This window comes from Pseudomonas sp. FSL R10-0056 (genome assembly GCF_009600105.1).
Classification (GTDB): domain Bacteria; phylum Pseudomonadota; class Gammaproteobacteria; order Pseudomonadales; family Pseudomonadaceae; genus Aquipseudomonas; species Aquipseudomonas bubulae.
Genome location: NZ_WIWL01000011.1, coordinates 42,220 through 68,391 on the forward strand (window position 1 = coordinate 42,220; position 26,172 = coordinate 68,391).

Consider the following 26,172-nt stretch of genomic DNA (forward strand, 5'->3'; position numbering starts at 1 on the left):
CGATGGGGCATTTAACGCCAAAGGATGAGAAACGCATCATTAAGCTGATTGAGGAATGGTCAGAGCCGAAGCTGACCTGGCCTTTGCTCGTTGAGGCCTGCAAAGAAAAACTGGGTATCAGTCGTGCTCGCCAGTCCCTGATGAATCTACCTGCCGTGGATTTAGCGATGAAGAATTGCAAGGCGGCATTGAAGGCTCAGAAGCTGAAACCGGGCTGGATTAGCGATATTCAGGCAGCCAACGAGCACATTGAGAAACTGACAGCGAACAATCAGAAGCTGTTAGCTGCTGTTCGAGATATGCATAGCCGTTTTTTGATCTGGCAAGCCAATGCCGATATGCATGGGCTAACGCAATCAATGTTGGAGCGGCCGGTTTCACAGCTTCAAAAGAAGACATGATTGCGCAATAGCGCGTACTGACCAGCCGTTCGCATTCCAGCTGACTTGGAGTTGACCATCTTCACATCTGTCGTTTGGTCAACGACCTCGTAGTGTCGACCAACAGTTACCGTCACGATGTCTCCTGCCCAAGAAACTTTATAGCAATCAGCCCCCTCCCAAGAGTTTCCTGATTCGTGGCCGGCTGCTAAGGACTGTTACCCTCCATAAGCTCGCAAATCGCGATCTGCGGAGAAAATTATCTCAGTCACTTTTAGGTTGCTGTGATCGCGTGAGTGGTGGGTGCTGTAACTGACTCCTCCCGCAACCTTGAACAGATACCCTTCGACCTCACCTTTATTGTCTTGAGCAACACCTACCTCAATCAGTGGCTCCATTTTCCAGTTGTCACCTCCTCGTAGATGGCCAGGAGACATCAGGTGTGCTTGGCCGAACCATGAGCGTTCATCCAACTCCGAAAGCATCTGTTGAAGTATCGGCACCGTTGGGACCATCAACATGCTGCCCACGATGTCGTCGCCATAATCCCTCACCAATTCGATGTAGAACCAGGGATGGTGTACCTCCAGCTCAACGAACTGCCAGTAGCTGGCGACGCCACCACCGAAAACGGCTGCAGGGCTGAGCTCTGCATGTCTATACGTTTTGAACATTGAAAAAACTCCCAAAATATTAAAAATAGTTAATGGATGTCTGACGTTCAAGACGGCTTCATCATTCCTTTTATGGGAATGAAAAAAATGGAGCTGAAACAGGCATTTGGTAAGGCGTTGAGACAGATGAGGAAGTCTCGTCATCTCAGCCAGGAAGACTTCGCGGGGCATAGCAGCCAGACTTACCTGAGCCAATTGGAAGGCGGCGGAAAGGGCCCTACGCTTGAAATGGTTCAAGCGCTGGCCGCTGCCATGGGTGTACATCCTTTGACGATTTTGACGCAGTGTTACCTTTTTATGGACGAAACCGTCACGCTGGACTCAATGATGGATCGAATTCGAACGGAAATTATTGGGCCTTCACCCCGATAAGCTGTCTTGGTGTGGGCGCTTCCGGCCCTACCATCATTCGCATGGGCCGCAGCAAGGGCTGAGCTATCCTGTGCGGTGTGACTATGGTGCGCGGTGCGTAATTCGGCGGCTGCTGATAGTAATGATTACTGACATTGAGGAGATGGAATGAAAGGCCGGCGCAAAATCAAAACCCGTAAATGGCATGATGCCGCTCAAATGGAAGCGGAAGCCCGAGAGCTGCTACAGAAGAGGTCTGAAAAACGAGGGAGGCTACTCGAAATCGCCGTGCAGAAAGGTAGGGAAATAGAACCGATTGGCAGGCTGTGCGGTTAAACGGTGACATCTTCGAGATGTAATCTATGAATGATTTGCAGATAGTTGCGTTAAGCCCTAGCGCCCCAATTGCGTGCTGGAGCATGGTTCACAGGTGCTTCGTGGGGCGGTCCGAGCAGGTTCTGATGATAGCAACGCGGGTATTTGGAACGCGCAAGCATGCCGAACGCTGGTTGCGTGATCCGGCCTACGGGCTAGGATGGCAAGTCCCATGCGATATGTTGTCGACGCGTTTAGGTTATGAAGATGTGGATAGGTTCTTGAATCAGATTGAACATGGCGTTTACGTCTAACATCCTTATGATTGGCGTTGCCCTGTGGAGGTGTTGTCGAATCCTGAACCCGGCTTGTCTATGATGGCCGACTGTGGCAGCCGGCAAACGCATAGCCCTAACATTTATTTCAAAGTCCTATGGGATTCTCCAACCCTTCGTCATTGCCGAGTCCTTATCGCATTCACCAGAGCAACGCTCGCCCGATGGTCAGTCCTAATCAAACCTCTCCCCCAAGCGTTGATAGCGTCGCTCGAACGCCTCCGCGCCTCCCTCCATCACTTGGCAAACCTCTTGTCGCATGTCCTGCTCCTGCAGTGAACCTGTCTGCTTTACATGGCACTGGTTGTTGAAATCCAATACATGAATCAGCTCGGCATCGCCATTTACAACGATGTTGGGGTTATTCGCAAGCGGAGGGAGTTAGAGCGCGGATTCTCTTAAAAAGTGGGGGTGTAGAGCCCTGCAGATTCGTCAGATTTCAACGTAGCGCGGGGTATCCCTGGTGCGGTGGCCACCGCACCAGGTGATTATTGTGTGTCGTCGCCTTCGAGATCCGACAAGCTATCTGCAAGGTCGATTTCCACCGGAAAGTTATCCGAACCAGCCACGGTAAACGAGCAGGCGCTACCGTGCTCCCCTGCGGCGATACGCTCTTGAAAATAAAGGTCAGCTACGACCTGTGCAGCGTCTTTGTGGTCGCCCATTACTTCGACGTCCACCGTCCAGGTTACGGTGTATTGGTTGCTCATCGCGTCCTTCCCTTAACTGGTGGTCCGGCAACCAAGTCGGTTGCCGGGGCGGTGGGGTTGGGATCATGCCGCCTGGCGGATGCCAGCGGTGAAGGCGCGGAAGTCGCTCATGGTGAGCCAATCCAAAGAGGCCAATACGAATTCACGATCTTCGTCCTCTCGCTCTGCCTTGCCCTTGCCCTTGCCCTTGCCCTTGCCCGCTGGGCATTGAACTTCGTCGTGTTTGTCGTCGAGATCCATGCCGCCAGGTTCTACACCAGGTCCAAATAGGGGTCGATAGAGAAATCGGAAAAAATCGTACGCTAAGCATTCGGCCTGTCAGGTTGAGGCCATAGAGATTGACGCCTTGGCGTCAGAAAATGCAGAAAGCGGCCCTAGTCTGACGCGGTGCCAGTGAACCGCCTGACGCCGAGTTGAAGCCGTAAACTCAGCAACCTTCGATCAACTCGCCGAACAGCTCCTTAACCTTTGCACGTGCCTCGACCAGCGCAACTTGGCCTTGCTCAGTGATCTCATAGACACGCCGTTCACGTCGCCCGGTGCGTTCGTGGCGTGAGGTCAAATAGCCCTTCTTTTCCAGCCCGTGCAGCATTGGGTATACCGTCCCGGCGCTCAGCTCGTAGCCGTGTCGTTGCAGTTCTTCGATGATTCCCAGTCCGAAGACGGGCTTCTCGGCTGCATGGTGAAGTATGTGCAGGCGGATCAACCCGCCGTACAGGTCTTTATCTGTCATTTTTCGTGCCTCACAGCGCGATACTCAACAGCCAACCCGCTGCACCGCTGCCGACGACAACTAGCCACGGCGGTAGCTTCCAGAACATCAGTGCGACAAGGGCGACCAGGGCCAAGACAAAGTCTTGCGGCTGAAATATGGCGCTAGTCCATACAGGGTGATAGAACGCGGCCAGCAGCAGGCCAACCACCGCCGCATTGACCCCAGCCAGCGCGGCTTGCATGCCTGTATTGCGACGCAGGCGCTCCCAAAATGGCATGGCTCCCACAACCAGCAGAAAAGAGGGTGCGAAGATAGCCAGTAGGCACACAATACCGCCGACCCAGCCAGAGGGAGCGGTGCTCATCGAAGCACCAAGGAACGCGGCGAATGTGAACAATGGGCCGGGCACCGCTTGAGCCGCCCCGTACCCCGCGAGGAAGGATTCATTACTGACCCAGCCGGAGGACACCACTTCGGCTTGCAGCAGCGGCAACACAACGTGGCCACCACCGAACACTAGTGACCCCACACGATAGAAGGCGTCCACTACCACCATCGTTGGACTTGGCAGCAATTTTGCCAAGATCGGTAGGCCAATCAGCAGGGCAAAAAATAACGATAGCCAAAGTGCGCCGGCCCGGTGACTGACCGTGATAGGTAGTGGGTCGTGCTCAACAGTATGTGCTGGCTTGAACAATAGTCGGCCTATGATGCCTGCGGCAGCAATCACACCAACCTGCCCCCACGCGGACGGTACGAGCAGGACAGCACAGGCGGCAATCGCCATTATTGTGACTCTCAGCCCATCCGTACACAGGTTGCGCGCCATGCCCCATACCGCTTGGGCGACTACGGCAACGGCCACCACTTTTAGGCCATGCAACGCGCCCGGCGAAACGGAATCCCCATAGTTGGAAATGCCCAGCGCGAACAGGATTAAAGCTACGGCCGAAGGCAGCGTAAAGCCTGTCCAAGCAGCCAGCGCCCCGCTATATCCAGCCCGTGATAGCCCCAACGCTATGCCGACTTGGCTGCTTGCTGGGCCTGGAAGAAATTGGCACAGCGCCACTAAATCAGCATAGCTGCGTTCAGACAACCAGCGCCGTCGCGTGACGAACTCGTCGCGAAAATATCCCAAGTGTGCGATGGGGCCGCCGAAGGAGGTCAATCCAAGGCGTAGAAAAATAAGAAAAACCGACCATGGGCTGCGGTCATCGGTGGAGGTATTAGTCATGCGTTGGCCTACCTGATTTTCCACAGATTAATCCATAATAATCGAACTTCGATAACGAAATTCGATTTTATAGCTGCCCAAAACGACTGGAGTACCGTGCAATTCGTACTGGGTGTCGCAATGCAAGTAATCGATGTTGTGCTAGCCGCTGGTTTTGTCTGCTAGCACAGTTCATTAGCAAAACACGCTTGGCCTTAGCGTACGATTTTTTCCGTTTTCTCTATTGCCCCCCTCCTGGTCACTCCGAATGCAAATAACTGGTCAAGAATGCAGCCGGCTGGTCAATAACGGCGCCAATGGGTGGTCAAGTTGCGCAATGGTTTTATCGAGTCGGATGCCTGGGAAGAGGGCTCTGAACGGAGCTAGTCGGGCTTACGTTGGTTTTTGGTTCCATTGCTCCCCAAACCCCAATCTTCCGGCCTTGTTGAGCGCTGGCACCACTCTCATGTCTTCGATGAGGGTAATCCGCTGGCCGAAAGAAATACCCGCTGGGCCGTGTTTCTGACAGCAGCGATGATGCTTGTCGAGATAGTCGGCGGCTGGTTGTACAATTCGATGGCGCTCTTGGCCGATGGCTGGCACATGAGCTCACACGCTTTGGCTCTCGGCCTATCGGTGCTGGCTTATTCAGCAGCCCGGCGCTTCGCCCACGATGCGCGATTCGCCTTTGGCACATGGAAGATCGAGGTGCTGGGCGGCTACACCAGTGCAATCTTCCTCATTGGTGTTGCCGGGTTAATGCTCTACCAGTCGGTTGAGCGGCTGATCTCACCGACACCGATCCACTACGATCAAACCATCGCGATTGCTGGGGTCGGTCTGCTGGTCAACCTTGCCTGTGCGTGGCTACTTAAGGATGGCCATGCCCACCACCACGAACACGGCCATCACCATGAGCATGGCGGTCATGACCATCATCACGACCTAAATCTGCGTTCCGCCTATTTGCACGTAGTGGCCGACGCCGCGACGTCGGTGCTCGCCATCCTGGCGCTGATAGGGGGTAAATTCTGGGGCGCGAGTTGGCTCGACCCGGTGATGGGGATCGTCGGCGCCGGGCTGGTCGCGATCTGGGCCTCTGGATTGCTGCGTGACACCGGGCGCGTACTGCTCGATGCCGAGATGGATGTCCCGGTGATCGCGGAAATCCGGGAGGTCATCGAGGCCAGCCCCATCCGGGCTACCATCACCGACCTACACGTCTGGCGTGTGGGCAAGGGGAAGTACGCCTGCATCCTTTCGCTCGCCGTCATGGATGCCGCCGAGCCGGATTACTTCCGGCAACAGCTGAGTATTCATGAAGAGCTGGTGCATATCACAGTCGAGGTGAACCAGCGTAGATGGCAAGTAAGCGCGTGACGCGCTGACAGGCAGCACGCTCAGTTCTTCGGGGGCTGGGCGCGGGTGACCGCGTCTGGCTACCCAACAAACGAACGCTAAGCCGACTTGGCTTAGTGCATTTCCTGTTCCGCTGCTCTCTTCATGGCTTTGGGGAGCAGTGGAACCAAAACCCAACCTAGGCCGTTGCGAGCGTCCAGTTGAAGTAGGGGTAATGCCGAGATAAAGGGAAATTCACTCATTTTGCTCGGTAATTACTGGTCAAAATTGAAAACTCCAGAGGCAACGCCAACTGTAGGGTCGGATTAGCCGAGATCTTGGCCAGCCTTCAGGAAAACTTATAAGTTACACGATCCCTTATAAATCAATTACTTGCATTGTAAATGCCCTATTTTTTGCCTTATCTCGGCATGACCCCTTATTCGCACTGGCAGGGGGGACTTCAACCGAAGTCACCAGTGTCAGATAATGGTTGCAGCTGAGAACCATGGCTTAGCGTACAAACATCTCAGTGCTCTGTGATTTCCCTTTATTTCGCATGACCCGTTAGTCACGCATTATGGCATAATGCCATTATTGCTCATGGAGACTCATCTTGCGCTCGAACCTGCCTGTCACAACCGTTGAACAAATATTTCCAGTCCAGCAGCGATTGATCTCTGCTACAGATACGAATGGGAATATTTCCTATGTGAATGACGAGTTTATGAGAATAAGTGGCTATTCTCGTGAAGAGTTGTTGGGCAGTCCGCACAATTTGGTTCGTCATCCCGACATGCCTCCAGCTGTTTTCGGGCTGATGTGGGGCTATCTGAAGGCTGGCAAAAGCTGGATGGGTATCATCAAGAATCGCTGCAAGAATGGTGACTTCTATTGGGTCAGTGCGTATGTGACACCTATTCTCGAAGATGGCCGCTTAACAGGCTACGAGTCCGTTAGAGTCAAGCCGACTCGGGAGCAAATTGATCGCGCACAAAAGCTGTATGACCGGTTGCGTGCAGGTAAAAATTCCATTCCCCAAAATCGTCATTATGCGGCATTCATGAGGAGGATGGTCTTACCTGCAACTGCGGCTGCGTTGGCAATAGGTGCGGCTAGCGTGCTGCCAAGCCTGGCAGCACAAGCGGTAACTGCCGTGCTCTTTCTCGTTACAGGATGGTGGTCCTATACGCGGCTGGAACATCAGTTGAGTCATATCATGAAATGCGCCCCTGACGCTTTTTCAGATCCGATTAGCGCCATCACTTACAGCGATACGTATGGCCCTTCAGCGCAGTTGGAAATGATACTGATTAGTGAGGATGCACGCCTTAAAACCGCACTGACTCGGCTAAGCGATCTGGCCAGCCAAGTGGCTGAAGCCGCTGCGCATTCCTCCTTACTCTCGAACCAAACTGAAAATGCCTTGCTGGAGCAGCGAGCGGAAACGGACATGACGGCAGCCGCCATGACGGAGATGGCGGCCTCAATCAACGAAGTGGCAGGGCATGTTCAAAAAACCGCCATGGAAGCGCAAGCAGCAAATGAACTGGCTGAACAAGGTGATAAAGTCGCCGGTACTTCCCGTGAGGCCATTCAGTTGCTGGCCAGTACCGTCACGAATATCAGCACTGCTGTGGATTACCTTGCCAATGAAACCCAGCAAATTATGGCTGCTGCGGGGGTGATTCAAGCCATTGCTGATCAAACCAACCTACTCGCTCTCAACGCTGCAATTGAAGCGGCTAGGGCTGGTGAGCAGGGTCGAGGTTTTGCGGTAGTAGCTGATGAAGTCCGGGCCTTGGCTGCTAAAACCCGCGTATCGACTCAACAAATTCAAAACGTCATTGAAACCCTTAAAAAAGGCGCAGATGAGGCTGTGAGCATTGCCAAACTCGGTATTCGCGAGGCCGACCACGGTGTACAGCAAGTTATAGAGGCGCAGTGTGCTCTCCAAGGCATTCGCAATGCTGTTGAACGGATCAGTGGTATGAGCCAGCAAATGGCAGCCGCTTCAGAAGAGCAGGCTAGTGTCGCTGAAGATATTGCTCGGCAGATTAATAACGTAGCGGGAACGGTTGAGAGAACAGCGAAGAATGCTAACTCCGCCGTGATTCGTGGCCGGGAACTTGAAAGTACATCCCGTGGTTTAAACTCGTTGGTTGAACGGTTCAACAGGTAGTGACCTTATAATTATTTTGGTGAACTAGGTTTATATATGAGTGCAAGATACCGTGCAGCGGTGGATGCGGCAGCTATTTTCTCGGAAACCGATAAATCCGGAATAATCACCTATGTCAATGAACAGTTCTGTGATATTTCTGGCTATAGCGCACAGGAGTTGATTGGGCAAAACCACCGCATACTAAACTCAGGGCAGCATCCCCCTGAGTTCTTTATTGATATGTGGAAAAAAGTTTCACGTGGGCAGGTATGGAAAGGTGAAATTTGCAACCGTAAAAAGGATGGCAGCCTGTATTGGGTAGAGAGCACCATTGTACCCATGTACGATGATGCCAGCCAGCGGGGGCAGAAATACGTTTCCATTCGTTTCGATGTGACCGAAAAGCGGAAGTTTCTGGAAACCTTGCAATGGCAGGCTGAGCACGACGAGCTGACGGGTCTTCCAAATCGTTTTTTGCTGTCCAAAGCGCTTGATCAGGCTATTGTCAAAGCAAAGAGCCAGCCCAGCACGGTTGCCGTGGGCGTGCTTGATCTCGATGGGTTTAAGCAGATTAACGACCGCTATGGCCACGAGATAGGTGATCGTCTGTTAGTGGCGGTGGCTGATCGCCTGAAACATCGTATGCGTATCGAAGATACCGTAGCCCGTTTGGGAGGCGATGAGTTCGTGCTGATTTTGGGTGTGCGGGATCCCAAGGTGTTGGAAAGCGCCCTGCAGAGGCTTTTAGCTGCCCTTTCCGCCGTCTACATCATCGATGGCATAGGCATTAATATTTCCGCCAGTATCGGTGTGACGCTCTATCCAAACGATAATGAGAATGCCGATACACTGCTACGTCATGCCGATCAGGCTATGTATAAGGCCAAACAAAGTGGCCGTAACTGTTTCCATTTGTTTGATGTATCAAAAGATAAGATGGATAAATCAGCTTTTGATACCGTAATACGGGTTCGCCAAGCGTTACATGATGGTGAGTTATGCTTGCATTATCAACCAAAAATAAGTTTGAGCAGTGGGGCAGTGATTGGTTTTGAAGCACTATTGCGTTGGCAGCATCCGCGAGATGGACTTATATTACCGCAGTATTTTATACCGTTGATTGAGCAGAGCGATCTGATCGTGGAGATCGGCGAGTGGGTCATAGATCAGGCGCTCAGTCAAATAGAACAATGGGCGGACTTGGGTCATTTGTGGTCTGTGAGTGTAAACATTGCAGCATTACATTTGAAAAAAGAAAACTTTGTAAAGTCCCTAAAGTTTTTGCTGGACAGCCACCCTAATGTTTTGCCGCAGATGTTGGATATTGAGATTACCGAATCAGTGGTGATAGAAAACTTACCACATGTCACTCAGTGCCTCATTGCTTGCCAGGATCTGGGTGTGACATTTTCGTTGGACGACTTTGGAACCGGGTATTCATCGCTGAGCTACCTTAAACAACTGCCCACGCAGTCAATCAAGATAGACAAATCTTTTATACGCGACATACTCATCGATAAAGACAGCTTGGGGCTGACTAAGGCGATCATCGGCCTAGCGAAATCGTTTAACCGCGAGGTTATTGCTGAAGGGGTGGAAACGGTTGAGCAGGAAGTGTTGCTGATGAACCTAGGTTGTGATGTAGCGCAAGGCTATGGTATTGCGAAACCCATGCCGGTAGAAAAAGTGCTATCTTGGGTGGCGAAGTTTGTCCCTGCTCATTTATCTAGAGGGGGTAATAGATAAACCGCACCGTCCACGAACTGATTGCGTCGTCGCAACCTAGTGGATTGAGCGGTTAATTCATTTATCCACCGGTAACGATATACTGTGCGTCCAATGCCATGGATTGGTTATGCGCATGGCTCGACCGACTTTCCCCATTCGCTCGAAATATATTTTTTATAATACACTATCCCAGCTGTTATTTTCTGGAACAATGAAATAATTAATATTATCATAAACAACAAATCGATAATAATAAAGAGGATCATATATGTCGAATCAAGAGTTAATACTAGAGCAACTCCGTAACGTGAATTATGATAAGTTAAGCAAACAAGATATCGTAACAATGCTAGATGCAGGGGAACAGACTCTAGAAAATATGGCAGCATCAAGAAAAACTGCCATTGATATAATAGCAGAGGCAATGAACCAAACAAAGAATACGCTTGAGGCACTTGATTATTCTGGAAAGGTAGAAGTTGAAATCAGGAAAAATCTCAGCATACTGAGAGAGCTACTGATGACTGGCGATCTATAGTCCCCTAGACTGGGCGAATTAGCACAGGAGGTTGGCCTTGGATTAGGGGAGCCTACAGAATTCGGAAAAAATCGTACGCTAAGGTTTTCTGATCAGTCGTAGGCTCGCCAGTTTGATGTATTCCGTTCCTGGCCCAGCCAAACCTATCGGTCTTCGCGGGTGTGCCACAGGCGCAGTAGGTAGATAGTGGAATCCACTATCTCGTAACGCATCTCGTAATGGCCGATCTGAATTCGGCGCACATCCCGTGGATCGAATTCTTCCAGGCGTTCGCCAATGCGCGGGTTGGCCAGCAGCGTGGAAGGTGCGGCTGTGAGTTGCTGCACTGTTCGTGCGGCGGCAGGCTGATTCACCGACGCCAGAAACTCATACAACCGGGCAATGTCGGAAAGCGCCTTGCTTGTCCACTTCAACTCCATCAGCGCGGTACCGGCAACGGAGTGTCAGTGCTGAGGCTTTCAGCCCAGGCCTGGACAGCTTGATGATCGATCACGCGACCAGCATCCACATCGGCCAATGCCTCACGGGTCAGGCGACTACGTTCTTCTTCCTGGTCTATCCAGGCGGCCAGAGCCTGCTTGACGATCCAGTTCTTGGAGCGTTCCAGGCGCTCAGCCATCAAATCGACCTTTTCGGCCAGTTGCACAGGGACGTGAGCCGTGACGGATCGGGTTTTCGCGGTGGTTGCCATGATGGGGTTACTCCTAATCAATGGTAGGTACAAGGTGCATGCTCTGCCGGCGTTCAGTAATCGCCGCTTCCGATGCCATCCGGCGCAGAGTGACGGCATGTTCGCTGGCCTGGCGGGCACCGGCCTCATCGCCATTAGTTTTGAGCTTGTTGGCCTGCCATTCAGACGCTTCAGCGCCGGCAAGTAACGACGTGGCCAGCGTTACTTTTGGACGAGACTTTTCACGCTGCTCCTGCGCGCCTCGCTGACGTTCGACAACCTGCGCGGCCTCGTTGGCCGTGATACGCAAGTTGGTGCGAGCAATGTCAAAGCTGCCATCGGCGTTTGTGGCCTCGGGCGCTTCGAGGCAGGTTTGCATCGAATCCACTGCCGTCAACAGCTTGTCGATCTGCTGCAACAGCTCGGTTCGTTCTTGGTCATTCTTCATGGAGCGTCACTTCTTCTTGAACTTGATGTCGCCTGAGCCGGCAACGGAATGGTCGCGGGTCGGCGGGTTACCGCGCACCACGATGTCACCGGAACCCGCCACGCGTGCCTTCACTGAGTCGCTGACATAGGCGTCGATATCACCGGAGCCGACTACCGACAGTTTGGCGGACGTAGCGACCAGCTCGCTGGCGTCCACGTCGCCCGAACCGGCTATCTCGGCGTCCAGAAGACCCACGCGACCAAAGGCCGTGATATCGCCCGAACCTTGGATGCCTAGATCGAGGACGGTCTGCTGAAGGTCGTACAGGGTCACGTCGCCACTGCCCTTGATGCGGATACTGGGGGCTTCAGGCAATGCGATTCCAACGATGCTTCGCCCCTTGGACTGCATAGTGACGCCGCCGTGGCGTCCACCGACATTGATCGTTCCGCCCACGAAAATGTTGCCGGTACCAGAAACGTGAATATTGCCCCCATAGCCGCTAATGGAAATGCCCTCCTGCTCGATGATCAGCTTGTCACCCTCGAAGCGGGTCTTGATGTTACGAATGGCTTCCACGTTTTCCCCTGCCACGACCAGGTGCGCTGATGACGAGCGAAAGAACACAACATCAACCGCCCCCTTGATCACAATTTTGCTAACTGGGTGGATGGGGCGCTCTTCCTTCTCGTAGTTGGCAGCACGCTCCCATGCGGAATCGCGATGGTTGGCATCCTGGTGCGTCAAAGGGCTGGATTGGCTCATCATCTATCCTTTGTGATTTATTTTGAGTGGCTTTGCCATAGCTCGACTCAGGGTTAATCATAGTGAATAATAATGAGCTGTCAATCGATCCGTCAGGTTGGGCTATACCCTAACCTGATGTCAGGCTGCCAAGACCCTCAGCGTCAGGTTAGAGTTGAAAGTACATTTTATTGACACTTGCTAACGAATATCATAGATTTCAGCCTGACACAATTGACGTGCTGAACGTCATTGACATCAAAAAGGAATGAATATGCCATCGATCAAATCGACACTTGTCGCCGGAGCCAAGCCTGAGGCTGGAACTCTATTGCAGGTGCAGGAAAAAATGGGGACTCGCCCAGGACAGTCGCTGGAATTTATGGTTTTTTAGGTCGAGTACGACCGAAAAAAATATTACTGCTGCTGGGCGGGTGGAGAGATAAAGGGTGGTGAACCGCATATGACTTTGGTTGGTCAGGCAGCTGTTGAGGCACTGTCCAATCTTCCGCAGGGCCGTAATGACTCGCTGATTTTCCAGGAGCTGAAGCTCGGATCTACACCACTTCGGAACAAGGTTAAAGCAACGCTTAAACGTGCACCGGCCAATTCAAAAATCTGTTTCATCGGCGATATGCAAGGTGAGTTGGATGGACACCTGGCCCAGGTATTCAACTTACAAAAAGGGTCTATCAGCGTCTCTCATTGAGAGTACCCGTATTGCAAGCAGGGTAAGAGGCAGCGAAGCTGCCTCTGATCATTAAGCATTAGCGAAGCCTACGGAGGCAGCTTGCAGGGACAACGTATCGGTTATGTCCGGGTCAGCAGCTACGACCAGAACCCGGAACGCCAACTAGAACAGACTCAGGTAGGCAAGCTGTTCACCGACAAGGCATCTGGTAAGGATACCCAGCGTCCGCAACTGGAGGCCATGCTCGGCTTTGTCCGCGAGGGTGACACCGTTGTGGTGCACAGTATGGATCGCTTGGCCCGCAACCTGGACGACCTGCGGCGTCTGGTGCAAAAGCTGACCAAGCGCGGCGTGCGTATCGAGTTTCTGAAGGAAGGCTTGGTGTTCACTGGTGACGACTCCCCCATGGCCAACCTGATGCTGTCGGTAATGGGGGCTTTCGCGGAGTTCGAGCGAGCCCTCATTCGCGAGCGACAGCGCGAGGGCATTGCCCTGGCCAAACAGCGTGGTGCTTACCGGGGCCGCAAGAAGGCCCTGTCCGATGAACAGGCCATCATAGTCAGGCAACGCGCCGCTGCCGGCGAAGCGAAGGCCCAGTTAGCCCGTGAGTTCGGTATAAGTAGGGAAACCCTCTACCAGTACCTTCGCAGGGATGACTGACACATGCTCCGTCGCTCGATCCTTTCGGCCACTGAGCGCGACACCCTGCTTGCCCTGCCGGATAGCCAAGACGACCTGATCCGCTATTACACCTTCAACGAGTCCGACCTGTCGCTGATCCGTCAGCGCCGGGGTGATGCCAATCGCCTTGGCTTTGCGGTGCAGCTCTGCCTGCTGCGCTACCCCGGTTACGCGCTGGCCAGCGACAGCGTGCTGCCCGATCCGGTCATTGAGTGGGTGGCCCGACAGGTTCAGGCGGCGCCTGAAAGCTGGCCGAAGTACGGCGAGCGCGATGTCACCCGCCGCGAACACGCCCAGGAGCTGCGCACCTACCTTGGATTGCTGCCGTTCGGGCTTTCGGACTTTCGCGCTCTGGTACGCGAGTTGACCAACTTGGCCCAGCAAACCGACAAAAGCTTGTTACTGGCCGGGCAGGCCCTGGAGAGTCTGCGTCAACAACGGCGGATCTTACCGACATTGACGGTGATCGATCGGGCCTGTTCTGAAGCCGTGGCACGAGCCAACCGCAGGGTTTACCGTGCCTTGATCGAGCCGCTGAGCCAGCAACATCGGAACAAGCTCGACGAACTGCTAACCCTCAAGGCCGGCAGCAATAGCACCTGGTTAACGTGGCTACGCCAGTCTCCACTAAAACCGAACTCGCGGCACATAATGGAGCACATCGAACGGCTGAAGATCTTCCAGCTGGTGGGTTTGCCCGAAGGGCTCGACCGGCTAATCCACCAGAACCGGTTGCTGAAGCTGGCCCGTGAAGGCGGGCAGGAACAACGCTGGGCGCAGGACCACGATCGACTGCAGAGCACCCTGCACACGTCCCAGGAGTCGCTGATCCTCAGCCGCAGCGCACAGGAGCAGTTGGCACGGCAACTCGCCGAGCTGAAACAGATCCATCAGGCACTGGAGCAGCGGCATGTCCAGGACGAACAGTGCTTGGCTGATACGCGAACGAAGTTGGCTGTGGCCGAGCGGGAGCGGCGTCTTCTGACGGACCGTTTCACCCAAGCAGAATCCCAGTTGACCGAACTTGCCAGAGAGCAACAACGTCTGCTCCAAGACAACGCGGTGTTAAACAGCCAACTTGTGGAACTCAGAACGTTGCCACCGAACCCGCCGTTGGCATCTTGAATGGGCGTTATGCAATGAGCTTGGAGAGTGTCTAGAAAATCAGGGGCGATTCAGTCTGTTATGTAATATTGCGCACATGGGTTGCTCACTGGCAGCTTGCGGCCCAGAGTGTGTAAAAACGCCCGTACAAACCCTTGCTATGATTTCTGAGACTGTCATCGCAAGGGACGCCCATGAAACGGTTTATCCAGGGTGAACACCGAGGTCAAAGCACCTTACTCCCCGAAAGCCTCGACGATTACGTCAGCGATACCAACCCAGTGCGCGTGGTCGACGTTTTCGTCGACGAACTCGACCTAGCCACGCTAGGTTTTGATGGCGTCATTCCAGCCGAAACCGGAAGACCGGCTTACCACCCTGCGATCCTGCTGAAGATCTATATCTATGGCTATCTAAACCGCATTCAATCGAGCCGGCGTCTTGAGCGAGAAGCTCAGCGCAATGTCGAACTCATGTGGTTAACCGGGCGATTGATGCCCGACTTCAAGACCATCGCCAACTTCCGAAAAGACAACAGCAAAGCCATTCGCGGCGTTTGCCGCCAGTTCGTTTTGCTCTGCCAGCAGTTGGGCCTTTTTAGCGAAAACCTGGTTGCCATCGACGGCAGTAAATTCAAGGCGGTGAACAACCGAGACCGGAATTTCACCAGCGCCAAACTGAAGCGGCGCATGGAAGAAATCGAGACGAGCATAAGCCGTTATTTGGCTGCGCTCGATGTGGCTGATCGACAGATTCCTAGCGCCTCCGCGCCAGACACTGCCAGCCTGGAAGATAAAATCGCCAAGCTCAAAGCGCAGATGAAAGAGCTTCAGGGGGTCGAAGCTCAGCTCAACGAATCGCCAGACAAACAGGTTTCGCTGACCGACCCGGATGCCCACTCAATGATGACGCGCGGCAGCGGTATCGTCGGCTACAACGTGCAGACGGCTGTCGATACGCAGCATCACCTGATAGTTGCTCACGAGGTCACCAATAGAGGCTCCGACCGTGACCAGCTCAGTTCAATGGCGAAGCACGCTCGTGAAGCCATCGGCGCAGAAACGTTGTCGGTAGTCGCCGACCGAGGCTACTTCAAAAGCGAAGAAATCTTGGCCTGCCATGACGCAAACATCACCGCCTATGTACCAAAGCCGATGACTTCAAGCGCCAAGGCAGAAGGACGGTTCAACAAAGATGCCTTCGTTTATGACGCGACGAAAAACGAATACACCTGCCCGGCTGGAGAGGCACTGATCTGGCGTTTCTCCAGCGTTGAAAAAGGCATGAATTCCTATTAGTTGGACGTTTCGGATGAAGTCGTTGACGGCTGGGTGATGGTCTTGCGAGACGATCTCAATAGGAGGCATTTCAAGGCGCTCACTGAATCGCTCATGGGCGCTACTCTTGAATCCAGCATTGGCTACCTACCGCATGAGCCGGTAGCCAGATACCGTCAGAAGCCCTCCAGAACGATCTTGCCCTTTGCCTTGCCGCTCTCCAGCAAGGCATGGGCGCGACGTAGGTTTTCGGCGCTGATACGCCCGTAGTTTTCGCCAACGGTGGTGCGCAACACACCCGCATCGATCTGGCGGGCCACTTCATTGAGGATGTTGTGCTGCTCCTGCATGTCCTCGGTCTCGTACAGCGAGCGCGTGTACATCAGCTCCCAGTGCAGCGACAGGCTCTTGCGTTTGAGCGGTACGACGTCCAGCGTGGCCGGGTCATCGATCAGGCCCAACCTGCCCTGTGGCTTCAGTGACTCGATGATCTGCTCGTAATGCCGATCGGTCTGCGTCAGGCTTGCGACGTAGCTGACCTGCGGAAGGCCGATGCGCTTGAGCTCTTCGCTCAGTGGCTTGGTGTGATCGATCACGTAATGGGCGCCGAGTTCGGTGACCCAGGCCTGGGTTTCAGGGCGCGAAGCCGTACCAATGACGGTCAGGCCGGTCAACTGACGCGCCAGCTGAGTCATGATTGAACCCACCCCGCCTGCAGCGCCAATGATCAGCAGCGTTTCGCCACGGTCGGTGGTGTCGCGCGCTACGCCGAGGCGATCAAATAGCAATTCCCAAGCGGTCAGAGACGTCAGGGGAAGCGCCGCGGCCTGGGCGAACTCCAGCGACTGTGGCATCGATCCGACAATGCGCTCGTCTACCAGCTGCAACTCACTGTTGCTGCCCGGGCGGATCAGCGACCCGGCGTACCACACCTTGTCACCGGGCTTGAACAGCGTTACGTCGGAACCGACCGACTTGACCACGCCGGCAGCGTCCCAACCGAGGATGCGCGGCTGTGTTTCGTCTGTATGCGGCACGTAGCCCTGGCGGACTTTGGTATCGACCGGGTTGACCGATACGGCCTTGACTTCTACCAGCAGGTCGCGCGGCCCCGGCACTGGCTCGGGTAGATCGATCTCCACGAGGGCGTCAGGGTTCTCAACAGGCAGACATTTGAAGTGTGCAATGGCTTTCATTCGGAGCTCCTCAGGAGACGCGGTACATTTTCATGACGGAGAATTTTTCGGCGGCGCGTTCGATGACGGGCAGCGCTGCCTGGAAATGCGGGGTGGCCTCGTGCGCAGTCAGCGCCGCTTCGTCTCGCCACTGCTCAACCATATGGAAGGTGCGAGGCTGTTCTGCATCTTTATGAAAGTCGTATTGGATGCAGTCTGCTTCGGCGCGACTTGCGCCTTGCAGATCCTGCAGCGTCTGCTGGAGCTCATCTTCGGAGCCGGCCTTGGCGACCAATGTGGCAACCAGTGTGAGTGGGGTGGTCATCGAACCTCCTGTCTGTGCATGTGTGAGAGACGCATCGAGCTGGCATGGGCTTATCGACAGTGACCCTACCGGCCATGCCGCGAAGACCTGCACGTGGTTTAAAGCGTTACAACAATCTTGCCCACCTGGGCATTCGATTCCATGTACCGGTGAGCCTCGGCCATCTCGTCGAAGCTGAATGTACGGTCGATTACCGGCTGCAGCTGCCCAGAGGCGAGCCCTTCGTTGATGAAGTGCTTGGCCCGTTCGAGTTTTTCTCGATCCTGGGTGATCTCGAACAGCTGATAACCACGCAGCGTCAGATGCTTGCCGAGCAGGTCCATGACCGACACAGGGATATCCCGAGTGTCCAAAGCGCCGTACTGGAAGAAGATTCCGTGGTTCGCCAGTGCCTTGAGCACCAAGGCCACTTCGGGCCCGCCAACGGGATCGAAGGCCATGCGAGCGCCTTTGCCATGAGTCATCGTCATGACCTCGGCCACCATGTCCTGCTCCTGCGTCGCAATGACTGCCGCCGCCCCGGCCTGAAGTAAGGCCTCGCGCTTGTCGCTGGTGCGGGTCAGCGCGACAGGAACGGCGCCCACCATGTTCGCAATCTGGATAGCGGCAAGCCCCACGCTGCTGGACGCCGCACGGATTAGCACCGTCTCGCCGGCCTGCAGCCCACCAAGCTCGATCAGTGCGCCATAGGCAGTGACAAACTTCATCCAGGTCGCCGCTGCTTCCGTGAAAGAAAGCGCTTCCGGGTGTTTGACCACCGCGTGAGCCGGCGCGTTGACCAATTCACCGTACAAGCCGTATTCGTCAAAGGAGAACGCGGGCACTACGCTGACCGCATCGCCAACAGCGAAGCCGACCACACCGGGACCCACTGCAGATACGGTCCCAGCCGCTTCATAGCCCAGCATGGCGGGAAACGTCGGTTCGATGACGTACTGGCCTGTGCGGTACATCACTTCAGCCCGGTTGATGCCGAGCGCCCTGACGTTGATTTGAACCTCGTTCGCGCCGGGAGCCGGCACGTCGATCTCGTCGATCTGGAGAACCTCCGGTCCACCGGTGCGATGAAAGCGTATGACGCGAGACATAGCGTAATCCTCAGCTATCTATCGGAAGGGCCGAGCCATGAGCGGCCCAGCCAGGTAGCCACCAGCGCACATCGGCGCTGAGGCAGCGGGCGATTAGGCCATGACGGCCGTCTTCGCCCCGACGGATCACTTGTAGCGTTCAAGCCAGTGGGCATAGGGAGCCGGCAAGGTCCAGGACGCACGCTCTACGCCCAGCTCTTGGGCGGCAAGATAGGACCAATTTGGATTGGCCAGATGTGCTCGCCCAATCATCGCCAAGTCCAGCTGACCGCTCTTGACCGCTTCTTCGGCAACGCTTGGCGTGCCGAAGCCCCATGCCGAAGCCACTGGTATCCCCGCCTCACGCTTCACGCGCTGGGCAACTTCGCCCATGAAGCCAGGCGCCCAGGGAATGTTGGTTTCCGCGATGGTGAAACCAATGCTGACGCTCAGCAGATCCAGGCCACCATCTTTGAAGCGACGTGTCAGTTCGATAGCCTCGGTCAGCGTCTGTTCGTCCCGGCCGTCGTATTCGATAACCCCTAGACGAGCGGTTAGCGGCAGGTGCTCCGGCCAAACCTCACGAACAGCCGCCAGCGTTTCAAGCAGGAAGCGGCTACGGTTGTCGAAACTGCCGCCGTAGGCGTCATCGCGATGGTTGGAGTGTTCGGAAAGGAACGACTGGGCCAGATAACCATGGGCGAAATGCAGCTCCAGCCACTCGAAGCCAGCGTCACGCGCACGGCGAGCGGCTGCGACGAAATCCTCACGCACACGGGCAATGTCTTCCAGCGTCATGGCTTGCGGCTGCTTGGCCAGGTGACCGCCAAAAGCTATGGCCGATGGAGCGATGGTCTGCCAGCCACGGGCGTCATCTTCAGCGATGTGGTCATCACCTTCCCATGGACGGTTTGCGCTTGCCTTGCGACCGGCGTGGGCGATCTGCAGGCCGGGGACCGAGCCGGCTGCCTTGATCGACTGCACCACCGGTACGAAGGCCTGGGCCAGCTCATCGTTCCAAATACCCGCACAGCCAGGAGTGATCCGCCCTTCTGGCGCTACAGCGGTTGCTTCGACAATCACCAACCCCGCCCCGCCACGCGCAAGGGAGGCGTAGTGAACACTGTGCCACTCGTTGATCAGGCCATCGTTTGACGAGTACATGCACATAGGGGGAATCGCAATACGGTTGCGAAGCGTGACGTCTTTAAGCGTGAAGGGTTGGAACAGCGCAGACATTGGTTTCTCCGAGGGTTGTCTATTACGTTAATTCGATAGTATTCGAACTATGGAGATAGAGCAAACCCGTGTATGCTTCGTTCATGCGCCCCTACAAACACCCTCCCGTCACTGAATTCGTCCTCGAGCGTCTGCTATACGCCTTGAGCGATCCTGTGCGCCTGGAGATCGTCCGACGCCTTGCCGAACTGGGCGAAGCCAGCTGTGGCGAATTGGACGGTGGCCGACCAAAGTCCACCATGTCCCATCACTTCAGGGTGCTGCGAGATGCCGGGTTGGTCCAAACCCAAACCATCGGCACGACCCATATGAACTCGTTGCGCAGGGATGATTTGAACAATCGATTTCCTGGTTTGCTCGAGACGATCTTATCTCAGCGCGGCTAAGGCTGGCTTGAGAGTCAATTCATCGAGGAAGACGCTGAAGACGGCCTGCTTCGAAACCCTGGGCTCCAGTGAGCTCAGGGACTACCTCGCCGCTGACTGCGGAAGCATGACTAGTCCCGACGTAAACGCCTTACCCAGATGGCCTCAATCGAGCAGCTGGAGCGTTTCGCTTGTGCGCAGTATCGGTGGCTCGTCTACAGATTATGCCGCTTACGACAGGCCGCTAGTGGCCGATAGCAGCCTGTCACGAAGGGCTGCTCACGGCCACAAGCAGCCTCTCGGAGGTATCTACGAAGCTTGAGGCGATTCAGATTTCAAGGCTTTAAAAGAAAACTAGGGGCGCCGCTCTTGCAATAACTGACGGGCGGAATCAGCCATCACCGGAAGAGCGCCGGCCAGCATCAAGAGATCTTTGAGCACTAGGCGTCCTGCACCAGACAGGAATGGAAAGCCATGTTCACCATCACCAAGATCCGGTACCCAGGCTTCAGGTGTGGTGAGCAGGAAGGTTAAGGTCACCAGCGGTGTACCGAAGGCCAGCGCCCCACCAAGCAGACCGGCGCGTCGCGAGATCGGGTTGGAAAGCACCAGCAGACCGATCAGAATTTCTACTACGCCCAGGCCGTTGGAAAAGATGTATGTGTTATTTGCGGTCTGCCAGACGCGCTTTTCCGCATTCAATTCACCCTCGTGGGTCAGGTGTGCCTTGTAATCCTCGGGATGTTCATAAAAAAAAGACATAAACGGGCTGTTGGCGACAAATGGGGTAATGCTATCGGCTTCGTAAGGCGCGAATTTGAGCGCCCCGATCCACAAGAAAACTACGGCGATCGCCAGTCTCATGAGGTGTGTGCCAAGGGTGTCGAGCTTGCTGATGAATTGCAGCCATGTAGTGAATGAAGCGAGCATCAGACTTATCCGAATATTTGGAATGTGAAACCAGTCTGAGGCTTAGCCGCGAGACGCTTTTGTGCGTCATGCTCAAGTTATTGTTCGATCGTCTCAACAAGTGGCTGACGTCTGGATGTATCAGGTAAGCCCCGGCACGTTTAAGTGTGCGGGGCCGGTGGAGTTATGGCGAAAGAGCTATTTTTTCAAGGTGTCGTACGCCTCAAGAGCGCGCAGTGAATAAATATAAGCGGCGCCTGCGTTCAACGAGATCGCAGTGGCCAAGGTCGCAGCCACTTCCTCGCGGCTCGCACCAGCCTTAATGGCCGCATCAGTGTGAGCTGCAATACAGCCGTCGCAGCGTGTAGTGATGGCGACTGCAATGGAGATCAATTCGCGGGTCTTGGTGTCGAGCACATCGTTTTCGGCAGAGGCTTCTCCGAGGGCCATGTAGGCTTTGACCATTTTTGGATTACTTTTGCCCAGCGCGCCGAAAGCTTTCTGGATGGAGGGTAATAATTCGGACCAGTTAATGAACATTGCGGTAACTCCTGAGGGGGGTTGGGTGTAATGTTTAACCTTGTTTAGTGTATGCCCTAGTCCTATTTTGATTAGTTCGATACGCTCTGTTTTTTCTGCGATGCGCTCAAATGAATTCGATCGACAAGCTCATCAGCCTCGCCAATGTTCGTGGCAGTCTGGATTTACGTTGCCAATTTCAGGGTGACTGGTCCCTGGAGCATGAGCAGGAAGCGCTGGGCAAAGCGCCATACCACGTGGTGCTGTCGGGTGAGTGTCGGGTGGAGCTTCCAAGCGGGCAGCGTCTTTCTATGCGCGCCGGCGACGTTCTGCTCCTGCCGGGTGGTGCGCCGCATGTGCTGCATAGTCCGGGCAAAGCTGTTGCGCCAACATTGGTATCGGCAAAGCGTATCGACGCTGGCATATTGCCCATACATCGCATTGGCGGCGTGAGTGCGGATCTGGACATGCTATGCGGCTGCTTTCACTTCAACCGAACTTCGTTGCTATTTGCTTCATTACCTGACTACCTGTTGATACCCAGCGGCACGCTCCCAGCGGATGGACCATTACAGTCTCTGGTCGATTTATTACGCGGGGAAGCAGACGGCGATCAGATTGGAGCAAAATTTTTGCTCGATGCTCTTTCTCAGGCGTTATTCACCCTGATCCTTCGCGCCCATCTATCTAGCCATGGCCAAGACATCGGCACGCTCGCCTTGCTCAGCGATAAACGTCTGGGCCCCGTATGGCAGGCGATGTTGGCTGATCCTGCGCACGAGTGGACCATCCAAAATCTAGCAGATATCGCGTGCATGTCCCGAGCATCTTTCATGCGGGCGTTCGTTCGTGTGGCTGGTGTGTCGCCATGGGTATTGCTTACGCAAGTCCGTATGGAATTGGCGTTCAGCCTGCTGAGTCATTCGCATCTGGGATTAAAAGATATTGCCTTGCAGGTTGGTTACCAATCGCAGGCGGCGTTCAGCAAAAAATTTAAGGAGGTTTATGGGGCGCCTCCAGGGAGAATGCGCCGCAGAATTTAGAGCTGTCACTTAGGTAGGGGTGACCAGAGATGGCCGTTTTCTGCCTGTTGTGATCGGCGGAGAGCGGCCAATAGCGTCCCTTCAAATATTTGAGTTGTAAACTGTTGGAAATACAGACGCCATGATTAAGGTCGAGGTGATCTAGGGTGTCTGAGCGTCGGTTCAGCCAGACGGCTTCGCTTAGGGTGCAAACGTAGGAATTGCCGAATCACGCTCCCATGGCGGACAAGGCGACCAAGCCTCCACAAGCTTATCGATGAAGAGACGAATTTTTGGAGAGAGATGTCGCTTGCTAGGGTAAATCACCCGAATAGGCTCTGCGGCCTCTGCATACCCTGCGAGCAATTGAACGAGTTTGCCGCTCCTCAAATCGTCATTTACCACATAGGAAGGAAGAGTCGCGATGCCTAGGCCAGCGACAGCTGACTGGTGCAATGACTCAGCACTGTCCATCTGTAGCCTTCCACCATGAGTAACGGGCACGGAGCTACCATTCACGCGAAAATTCCAAGGAAGCAATCTCCCACCGCTCACGAAATGCAGGCACTGGTGCTCGGACAAATCCTCAGGCGTTTTGGGCTCGGCATGCTCAGCCAGATACTTGGGTGAAGCGCAGGTAATCATTTGTTGATAGGCCACGGTACGCGTGAGCAACCGAGAGTCTTCCTTCGGTGGCCCGATGCGCATGGCCAAATCAAATCCCTCATCGATCAGATCGACCAGCCTGTCGGAAAATGTGATATCGACGCTCAAGGAGGGCCAATCCTTAAGACAGCACTCGATGTGCTGAAGGACATGAAGTCTGCCTAATGCTACCGGCAGGCTCATCCGCAGTCGCCCACTGGGTGTTGAACGACGAAACGCAAGGGCATCCTCCACGTCGTCCAGATCCTGAAGAACGCCCACGCAACGCTCATACAGAACCTGGCCGTCATCCGTCATGCTTAAACTGCGCGTAGTACGATTCAGTAAACGTACCTGTAAACGAGCCTCGAGCCTGACTATCGACTTCCCCACTGCAGAGCGCGTAAGGCCAAGCTGCTTGGCCGCCGCAGTGAAGCTTCCAGCGTTTACCGAGCTTACAAACGCTGCGATATCATTCAGGTTATGGAGTTCCATGGGGCCTCAAGGGTCTCAACGTTCGGGCGGCTTAGCACCTGTTATGGGGAACCCTATTCCCCAATACTAAGCATAGTATCTCAATTAGCTAATCCACTCCCATCGATCAATTGAGGTCATTATGAACACTAAAGTCCAAGCAGCCGTCCAAACCTGGGCCAACAGCCTTAGCGATCTGGTACCCGTTCTTAAGGGAATTGATACCACCACAAAAATGAGCGACATCCGCGACTCTTACGCAAAAATGCTCGCGCAAAATCCAGCGCCAGCTGGCGTTAAATTCGAAGCAGTCAACATGGGCGGCGTCCCCGGCACACTGGTTACCCCGGACGAGATCAAAACTGACGCAGTAGTGATGTATATCCACGGCGGCGCCTACATTGTAGGTCGTCCAGACGGCTACCACGGCATCGGTGGCAATTACGCGAAAATGCTCGGTGCTCGTGTGTACATGCCAGACTATCGTCTTGCTCCTGAGCACAAGTTCCCAGCCTCTGTTGACGACACATTGCGCGCCTACGAATGGCTGCTTGAGCAGAAAATCCCAGCTAACAAAATTGCGTTCTCTGGCGAGTCGGCTGGCGGCGCGATGGTTGTCAGCATCATGGTTGCTGCTAAGTCGAAAGGGCTTCCATTGCCTGCGGTTGGCTCCTCCATCTCACCATGGGCGAACCTTGAACACACCGGTGCTTCCATGAGCAACCGTGAAGGTCTGGATCCTCTGAACTCCAAGCCTGTCCTGGACATCCTCGCCAGAGCATTCCTAGGCGACACATTGGCCAATCATCCTCTGGCCTCACCTGTGTTCGCGGACGTCACCGGTCTTCCACCAATCCTGGTGCAGATCGGCGAGAACGAGCTGATGTTGAGTGATGCAATGCGCCTTGCAACTCACCTGGCTGATAACCGCGTTCGCGTAAACCTGGAAGTATGGCCTGCGATGTTCCACGCCTGGCACTTCTACGCCACCATGCTGCCAGAAGGTCAGCAGGCCATGGAGAGTTCGGTGCGCTTCATTGAAGCAGGCTTGGCCGAGGCTAATCCTTAACGCGTAGATCAGCCGCGACAACTATCCCGGCTGTCGCAGTTAACACATTGACATTAAAGCAAAGGTGCTAACCCAGGATGGGTATGAGCCTGCGCTGACGACGAGGCCCAAAGCTAGAGTTTTTCCGGCGCTCATGTTGAGTCGCCCCTGCTTTAGTTGACGGTCGATGACCGCTATTGGCCGGTAGTCGCCCGTTACGATGAACTGAACTCCGCTAAAATTACTGCCATCTGCGACCCGAATCTTGAGCTTGGGCGGCAGCGCATGTAGATACGCGGTCATCGGTGATCGAGCAATGCGCGAAATATAGCGATATCTAGTGATGTATAGCGAAATTCGCTATACATCACTAGATATCGCTAGACCTTCCTATATTTTGTACGCCAGCTCAGTGTGCGGATCGTTAAGAGTGCTGGTGCGGTGCGGCATTGTCGACATTTCTGGGGAGTCAGTTACCTGAGTTTTGCGAATTCGTGCTAGGAGCAGCTCCGATGCCGGCCGCCTCCTTTTGGCCGGTTTTTGCCTCTCGCCACAGGCCGAAAACGGCCCAGAGTGTGTAAAAACGCTCATGGGCCCTATCGTCTTGAAGCATTGACGTTCGTTGGCTGAGTGATCGCACAGTAAATGCTTCGGGTCTGGGTAGCGACCTGGAACAGGTCAACGCTGCTTTACAGCCTCTCGGATGGGCCAAAGTCAGCCTTTTTTTTGCGCCGACAGCGCCTTCATCAAACCATTAACGCCGATGATTTTCATAACCCGTTTCAAATTATAGGCGAGCACATTCAAGCTCAACTCTGCGCTCACTCCGGCCAGCCTTCGGGTCAGGAAGCGCGTCACACCCATCCATTGCTTTAGCGTCCCGAAGGGATGCTCAACCGTCCGCTTTCGGACTTGCATTATCTCCGGTGATTTGCTCAGCAGGTTCTGCATTTCCTCCGATACAGCATCATGTTCCCAGCGTCTATATCTGCATCGTGATACCTGACAAGGAGGCACGCTTAGAAAAGTTAAGTTTTGGAGTTGAAATTGGCTCAAAATCATCAAAACCTAACTAAAATCTTTGCCCTGATGCAGGACTGAGAGCGAAAAAATGCTGGGTCGGCTGGAGAACTAGTAACCGTCAGGGCTCGGCTTCAGATCGTAAAACATGACTAAAATATAATAGGGTAGATCCACGCATTGAGCCATGGATAACCTAGGGTCAGTGACGGGTGAATAAGGCGCGAGCAATGCCCGGATCAGGCCATAGCAGAAAGTCAGGGACTGATCGAGATCAATGCCTGCTCGCAGAAAAAGCACAAATGT

At 54.5% G+C, this 26,172-nt stretch carries 28 protein-coding genes and 5 pseudogenes; 15 read left to right on the forward strand and 18 right to left on the reverse strand.

What is annotated here, in order from left to right; all coding sequences use genetic code 11:
* Positions 1-2: 2 nt before the first annotated feature.
* Positions 3-401, forward strand: coding sequence for a hypothetical protein (locus GHO42_RS00685; protein ID WP_016779401.1), 399 nt, complete (start codon positions 3-5; stop codon positions 399-401).
* A gap of 197 nt (positions 402-598) precedes the next feature.
* On the opposite strand, the gene GHO42_RS00690 is transcribed toward GHO42_RS00685, so the two are convergent.
* Positions 599-1,105, reverse strand: a complete 507-nt coding sequence (locus GHO42_RS00690) for a hypothetical protein (protein ID WP_228393550.1) — start codon at positions 1,103-1,105, stop codon at positions 599-601.
* On the opposite strand from GHO42_RS00690, the gene GHO42_RS00695 reads away from it, so the two are divergent.
* The gene (locus tag GHO42_RS00695) at positions 1,091-1,426 is read left to right on the forward strand and encodes a helix-turn-helix domain-containing protein (RefSeq protein WP_082158071.1); all 336 of its coding nucleotides are present in this window, start codon (positions 1,091-1,093) and stop codon (positions 1,424-1,426) included. The two genes, GHO42_RS00690 and GHO42_RS00695, sit on opposite strands and share 15 nt — an antisense overlap.
* A gap of 440 nt (positions 1,427-1,866) precedes the next feature.
* Complete coding sequence (locus tag GHO42_RS26345; RefSeq protein ID WP_178114873.1) at positions 1,867-2,034, forward strand: MbcA/ParS/Xre antitoxin family protein; 168 nt, start codon at positions 1,867-1,869, stop codon at positions 2,032-2,034.
* 195 nt (positions 2,035-2,229) lie between these two features.
* On the opposite strand, the pseudogene GHO42_RS26350 reads toward GHO42_RS26345, so the two are convergent.
* The 5 genes and pseudogenes from GHO42_RS26350 to chrA all read right to left on the reverse strand — a co-directional run.
* Positions 2,230-2,427: pseudogene (locus tag GHO42_RS26350) on the reverse strand (hypothetical protein); the annotation flags it as partial.
* A 116-nt stretch (positions 2,428-2,543) separates the two neighbouring features.
* Positions 2,544-2,765: a hypothetical protein gene (locus tag GHO42_RS00705; RefSeq protein ID WP_153327045.1), complete on the reverse strand. Its 222-nt coding sequence runs from the start codon at positions 2,763-2,765 to the stop codon at positions 2,544-2,546.
* A gap of 63 nt (positions 2,766-2,828) precedes the next feature.
* Positions 2,829-3,005 (reverse strand): hypothetical protein, encoded by a 177-nt coding sequence (locus GHO42_RS00710; protein ID WP_153327043.1) that lies wholly within the window; start codon positions 3,003-3,005, stop codon positions 2,829-2,831.
* A 187-nt stretch (positions 3,006-3,192) separates the two neighbouring features.
* Complete coding sequence (locus GHO42_RS00715) at positions 3,193-3,498, reverse strand: PadR family transcriptional regulator (RefSeq protein ID WP_017335982.1); 306 nt, start codon at positions 3,496-3,498, stop codon at positions 3,193-3,195.
* Positions 3,499-3,508: 10 nt separating this feature from the next.
* Positions 3,509-4,714, reverse strand: coding sequence for a chromate efflux transporter (gene chrA / locus GHO42_RS00720; RefSeq protein WP_031318243.1), 1,206 nt, complete (start codon positions 4,712-4,714; stop codon positions 3,509-3,511).
* Between the two features lie 393 nt (positions 4,715-5,107).
* Here chrA and dmeF point away from each other — a divergent pair, with 393 nt between their 5' ends.
* The 5 genes and pseudogenes from dmeF to GHO42_RS00740 all read left to right on the forward strand — a co-directional run bounded on the left by dmeF (position 5,108) and on the right by GHO42_RS00740 (position 10,461).
* Positions 5,108-6,073, forward strand: a complete 966-nt coding sequence (gene dmeF, locus GHO42_RS00725) for a CDF family Co(II)/Ni(II) efflux transporter DmeF (protein ID WP_133143781.1) — start codon at positions 5,108-5,110, stop codon at positions 6,071-6,073.
* A 685-nt stretch (positions 6,074-6,758) separates the two neighbouring features.
* Positions 6,759-6,926 (forward strand): annotated as a pseudogene (locus tag GHO42_RS26355) (PAS domain-containing protein); the annotation flags it as partial.
* Between the two features lie 177 nt (positions 6,927-7,103).
* Positions 7,104-8,213: a methyl-accepting chemotaxis protein gene (locus tag GHO42_RS00730; RefSeq protein ID WP_371928108.1), complete on the forward strand. Its 1,110-nt coding sequence runs from the start codon at positions 7,104-7,106 to the stop codon at positions 8,211-8,213.
* 36 nt (positions 8,214-8,249) lie between these two features.
* Complete coding sequence (locus GHO42_RS00735; RefSeq protein ID WP_153327041.1) at positions 8,250-9,941, forward strand: bifunctional diguanylate cyclase/phosphodiesterase; 1,692 nt, start codon at positions 8,250-8,252, stop codon at positions 9,939-9,941.
* Between the two features lie 250 nt (positions 9,942-10,191).
* The gene (locus tag GHO42_RS00740; protein WP_146427462.1) at positions 10,192-10,461 is read left to right on the forward strand and encodes a hypothetical protein; all 270 of its coding nucleotides are present in this window, start codon (positions 10,192-10,194) and stop codon (positions 10,459-10,461) included.
* A 143-nt stretch (positions 10,462-10,604) separates the two neighbouring features.
* Here the strand turns inward: GHO42_RS00740 and GHO42_RS00745 are convergent, their stop codons facing one another.
* From GHO42_RS00745 to GHO42_RS00760, 4 genes are read right to left on the reverse strand one after another with little or no spacing between them, the layout of a single operon-like run.
* The gene (locus GHO42_RS00745; protein ID WP_016502317.1) at positions 10,605-10,880 is read right to left on the reverse strand and encodes a type II toxin-antitoxin system RelE/ParE family toxin; all 276 of its coding nucleotides are present in this window, start codon (positions 10,878-10,880) and stop codon (positions 10,605-10,607) included.
* Positions 10,880-11,152, reverse strand: a complete 273-nt coding sequence (locus tag GHO42_RS00750; RefSeq protein ID WP_016502318.1) for a CopG family ribbon-helix-helix protein — start codon at positions 11,150-11,152, stop codon at positions 10,880-10,882. The genes GHO42_RS00745 and GHO42_RS00750 overlap by 1 nt, the downstream gene beginning before the upstream one ends.
* A 13-nt stretch (positions 11,153-11,165) precedes the next feature.
* A complete protein-coding gene (locus GHO42_RS00755) occupies positions 11,166-11,579 on the reverse strand; it encodes a hypothetical protein (protein WP_048388134.1) in 414 nt (137 codons plus the stop codon).
* Between the two features lie 6 nt (positions 11,580-11,585).
* Positions 11,586-12,326: a GIN domain-containing protein gene (locus GHO42_RS00760; RefSeq protein WP_019334897.1), complete on the reverse strand. Its 741-nt coding sequence runs from the start codon at positions 12,324-12,326 to the stop codon at positions 11,586-11,588.
* Positions 12,327-12,768: 442 nt separating this feature from the next.
* On the opposite strand from GHO42_RS00760, the gene GHO42_RS00765 reads away from it, so the two are divergent.
* The 4 genes and pseudogenes from GHO42_RS00765 to GHO42_RS00780 all read left to right on the forward strand — a co-directional run.
* Positions 12,769-13,014: a hypothetical protein gene (locus GHO42_RS00765; RefSeq protein WP_053225442.1), complete on the forward strand. Its 246-nt coding sequence runs from the start codon at positions 12,769-12,771 to the stop codon at positions 13,012-13,014.
* An 81-nt stretch (positions 13,015-13,095) separates the two neighbouring features.
* A complete protein-coding gene (locus tag GHO42_RS00770; protein WP_048388137.1) occupies positions 13,096-13,656 on the forward strand; it encodes a recombinase family protein in 561 nt (186 codons plus the stop codon).
* Positions 13,657-13,659: 3 nt separating this feature from the next.
* Positions 13,660-14,439 (forward strand): annotated as a pseudogene (locus GHO42_RS00775) (DUF4158 domain-containing protein); the annotation flags it as partial.
* Positions 14,440-14,975: 536 nt separating this feature from the next.
* Positions 14,976-16,067: pseudogene (locus GHO42_RS00780) on the forward strand (IS1182 family transposase); the annotation flags it as partial.
* Positions 16,068-16,234: 167 nt separating this feature from the next.
* Here the strand turns inward: GHO42_RS00780 and GHO42_RS00785 are convergent.
* The 4 genes from GHO42_RS00785 to GHO42_RS00800 all read right to left on the reverse strand — a co-directional run bounded on the left by GHO42_RS00785 (position 16,235) and on the right by GHO42_RS00800 (position 19,864).
* A complete protein-coding gene (locus tag GHO42_RS00785; protein ID WP_003288728.1) occupies positions 16,235-17,254 on the reverse strand; it encodes a zinc-binding alcohol dehydrogenase family protein in 1,020 nt (339 codons plus the stop codon).
* 10 nt (positions 17,255-17,264) lie between these two features.
* The gene (locus tag GHO42_RS00790; protein ID WP_003288729.1) at positions 17,265-17,558 is read right to left on the reverse strand and encodes a putative quinol monooxygenase; all 294 of its coding nucleotides are present in this window, start codon (positions 17,556-17,558) and stop codon (positions 17,265-17,267) included.
* Positions 17,559-17,656: 98 nt separating this feature from the next.
* Positions 17,657-18,646, reverse strand: coding sequence for a zinc-dependent alcohol dehydrogenase family protein (locus GHO42_RS00795; RefSeq protein WP_003288730.1), 990 nt, complete (start codon positions 18,644-18,646; stop codon positions 17,657-17,659).
* 126 nt (positions 18,647-18,772) lie between these two features.
* Positions 18,773-19,864 (reverse strand): NADH:flavin oxidoreductase/NADH oxidase, encoded by a 1,092-nt coding sequence (locus tag GHO42_RS00800; RefSeq protein ID WP_013983157.1) that lies wholly within the window; start codon positions 19,862-19,864, stop codon positions 18,773-18,775.
* Between the two features lie 83 nt (positions 19,865-19,947).
* Between GHO42_RS00800 and GHO42_RS00805 the strand changes: the two genes are divergently transcribed.
* Positions 19,948-20,250, forward strand: coding sequence for a helix-turn-helix transcriptional regulator (locus GHO42_RS00805; protein ID WP_025297873.1), 303 nt, complete (start codon positions 19,948-19,950; stop codon positions 20,248-20,250).
* A gap of 333 nt (positions 20,251-20,583) precedes the next feature.
* On the opposite strand, the gene rclC is transcribed toward GHO42_RS00805, so the two are convergent.
* Positions 20,584-21,159 carry a reactive chlorine resistance membrane protein RclC gene (rclC, locus tag GHO42_RS00810; protein WP_016779378.1) on the reverse strand — a complete coding sequence of 192 codons (576 nt, stop codon included), beginning with the start codon at positions 21,157-21,159 and terminating at the stop codon, positions 20,584-20,586.
* 177 nt (positions 21,160-21,336) lie between these two features.
* Positions 21,337-21,678: a carboxymuconolactone decarboxylase family protein gene (locus GHO42_RS00815; RefSeq protein ID WP_016779377.1), complete on the reverse strand. Its 342-nt coding sequence runs from the start codon at positions 21,676-21,678 to the stop codon at positions 21,337-21,339.
* A 110-nt stretch (positions 21,679-21,788) separates the two neighbouring features.
* On the opposite strand from GHO42_RS00815, the gene GHO42_RS00820 reads away from it, so the two are divergent.
* Positions 21,789-22,700, forward strand: a complete 912-nt coding sequence (locus GHO42_RS00820; RefSeq protein ID WP_047273856.1) for an AraC family transcriptional regulator — start codon at positions 21,789-21,791, stop codon at positions 22,698-22,700.
* Positions 22,701-22,880: 180 nt separating this feature from the next.
* Here GHO42_RS00820 and GHO42_RS00825 read toward each other — a convergent pair whose 3' ends face one another.
* On the reverse strand, positions 22,881-23,819 hold the full coding sequence (locus GHO42_RS00825; RefSeq protein ID WP_016779375.1) for a LysR family transcriptional regulator: 939 nt from the start codon (positions 23,817-23,819) through the stop codon (positions 22,881-22,883).
* A 121-nt stretch (positions 23,820-23,940) separates the two neighbouring features.
* Here GHO42_RS00825 and GHO42_RS00830 point away from each other — a divergent pair, with 121 nt between their 5' ends.
* Entirely contained in the window at positions 23,941-24,867 is a 927-nt protein-coding gene (locus tag GHO42_RS00830; RefSeq protein ID WP_016779374.1) for an alpha/beta hydrolase, read from the forward strand.
* Positions 24,868-25,560: 693 nt separating this feature from the next.
* Here GHO42_RS00830 and GHO42_RS00835 read toward each other — a convergent pair.
* A pseudogene (locus GHO42_RS00835) lies at positions 25,561-25,836 on the reverse strand (transposase); the annotation flags it as partial.
* Positions 25,837-26,172 lie beyond the last annotated feature (336 nt).

Bases quoted from the DNA above. Each gene is read 5' to 3' on its own strand.
- GHO42_RS00790 (WP_003288729.1), bottom strand. From the start codon at position 17,558: ATGACCACCCCACTCACACTGGTTGCCACATTGGTCGCCAAGGCCGGC.
- GHO42_RS00795 (WP_003288730.1), bottom strand. From the start codon at position 18,646: ATGTCTCGCGTCATACGCTTTCATCGCACCGGTGGACCGGAGGTTCTC.
- GHO42_RS00685 (WP_016779401.1), top strand. From the start codon at position 3: ATGGGGCATTTAACGCCAAAGGATGAGAAACGCATCATTAAGCTGATT.
- GHO42_RS00745 (WP_016502317.1), bottom strand. From the start codon at position 10,880: ATGGAGTTGAAGTGGACAAGCAAGGCGCTTTCCGACATTGCCCGGTTG.
- GHO42_RS00760 (WP_019334897.1), bottom strand. From the start codon at position 12,326: ATGAGCCAATCCAGCCCTTTGACGCACCAGGATGCCAACCATCGCGAT.
- GHO42_RS00785 (WP_003288728.1), bottom strand. From the start codon at position 17,254: ATGAAAGCCATTGCACACTTCAAATGTCTGCCTGTTGAGAACCCTGAC.
- GHO42_RS26345 (WP_178114873.1), top strand. From the start codon at position 1,867: ATGATAGCAACGCGGGTATTTGGAACGCGCAAGCATGCCGAACGCTGG.
- GHO42_RS00755 (WP_048388134.1), bottom strand. From the start codon at position 11,579: ATGAAGAATGACCAAGAACGAACCGAGCTGTTGCAGCAGATCGACAAG.
- GHO42_RS00815 (WP_016779377.1), bottom strand. From the start codon at position 21,678: ATGTTCATTAACTGGTCCGAATTATTACCCTCCATCCAGAAAGCTTTC.
- GHO42_RS00730 (WP_371928108.1), top strand. From the start codon at position 7,104: ATGGTCTTACCTGCAACTGCGGCTGCGTTGGCAATAGGTGCGGCTAGC.
- GHO42_RS00710 (WP_153327043.1), bottom strand. From the start codon at position 3,005: ATGGATCTCGACGACAAACACGACGAAGTTCAATGCCCAGCGGGCAAG.
- rclC (WP_016779378.1), bottom strand. From the start codon at position 21,159: ATGCTCGCTTCATTCACTACATGGCTGCAATTCATCAGCAAGCTCGAC.
- GHO42_RS00820 (WP_047273856.1), top strand. From the start codon at position 21,789: ATGAATTCGATCGACAAGCTCATCAGCCTCGCCAATGTTCGTGGCAGT.
- GHO42_RS00805 (WP_025297873.1), top strand. From the start codon at position 19,948: ATGCGCCCCTACAAACACCCTCCCGTCACTGAATTCGTCCTCGAGCGT.
- GHO42_RS00705 (WP_153327045.1), bottom strand. From the start codon at position 2,765: ATGAGCAACCAATACACCGTAACCTGGACGGTGGACGTCGAAGTAATG.
- GHO42_RS00800 (WP_013983157.1), bottom strand. From the start codon at position 19,864: ATGTCTGCGCTGTTCCAACCCTTCACGCTTAAAGACGTCACGCTTCGC.
- GHO42_RS00765 (WP_053225442.1), top strand. From the start codon at position 12,769: ATGACTTTGGTTGGTCAGGCAGCTGTTGAGGCACTGTCCAATCTTCCG.
- GHO42_RS00830 (WP_016779374.1), top strand. From the start codon at position 23,941: ATGAACACTAAAGTCCAAGCAGCCGTCCAAACCTGGGCCAACAGCCTT.
- chrA (WP_031318243.1), bottom strand. From the start codon at position 4,714: ATGACTAATACCTCCACCGATGACCGCAGCCCATGGTCGGTTTTTCTT.
- GHO42_RS00750 (WP_016502318.1), bottom strand. From the start codon at position 11,152: ATGGCAACCACCGCGAAAACCCGATCCGTCACGGCTCACGTCCCTGTG.
- GHO42_RS00735 (WP_153327041.1), top strand. From the start codon at position 8,250: ATGAGTGCAAGATACCGTGCAGCGGTGGATGCGGCAGCTATTTTCTCG.
- GHO42_RS00740 (WP_146427462.1), top strand. From the start codon at position 10,192: ATGTCGAATCAAGAGTTAATACTAGAGCAACTCCGTAACGTGAATTAT.
- GHO42_RS00695 (WP_082158071.1), top strand. From the start codon at position 1,091: ATGTCTGACGTTCAAGACGGCTTCATCATTCCTTTTATGGGAATGAAA.
- GHO42_RS00715 (WP_017335982.1), bottom strand. From the start codon at position 3,498: ATGACAGATAAAGACCTGTACGGCGGGTTGATCCGCCTGCACATACTT.
- GHO42_RS00825 (WP_016779375.1), bottom strand. From the start codon at position 23,819: ATGGAACTCCATAACCTGAATGATATCGCAGCGTTTGTAAGCTCGGTA.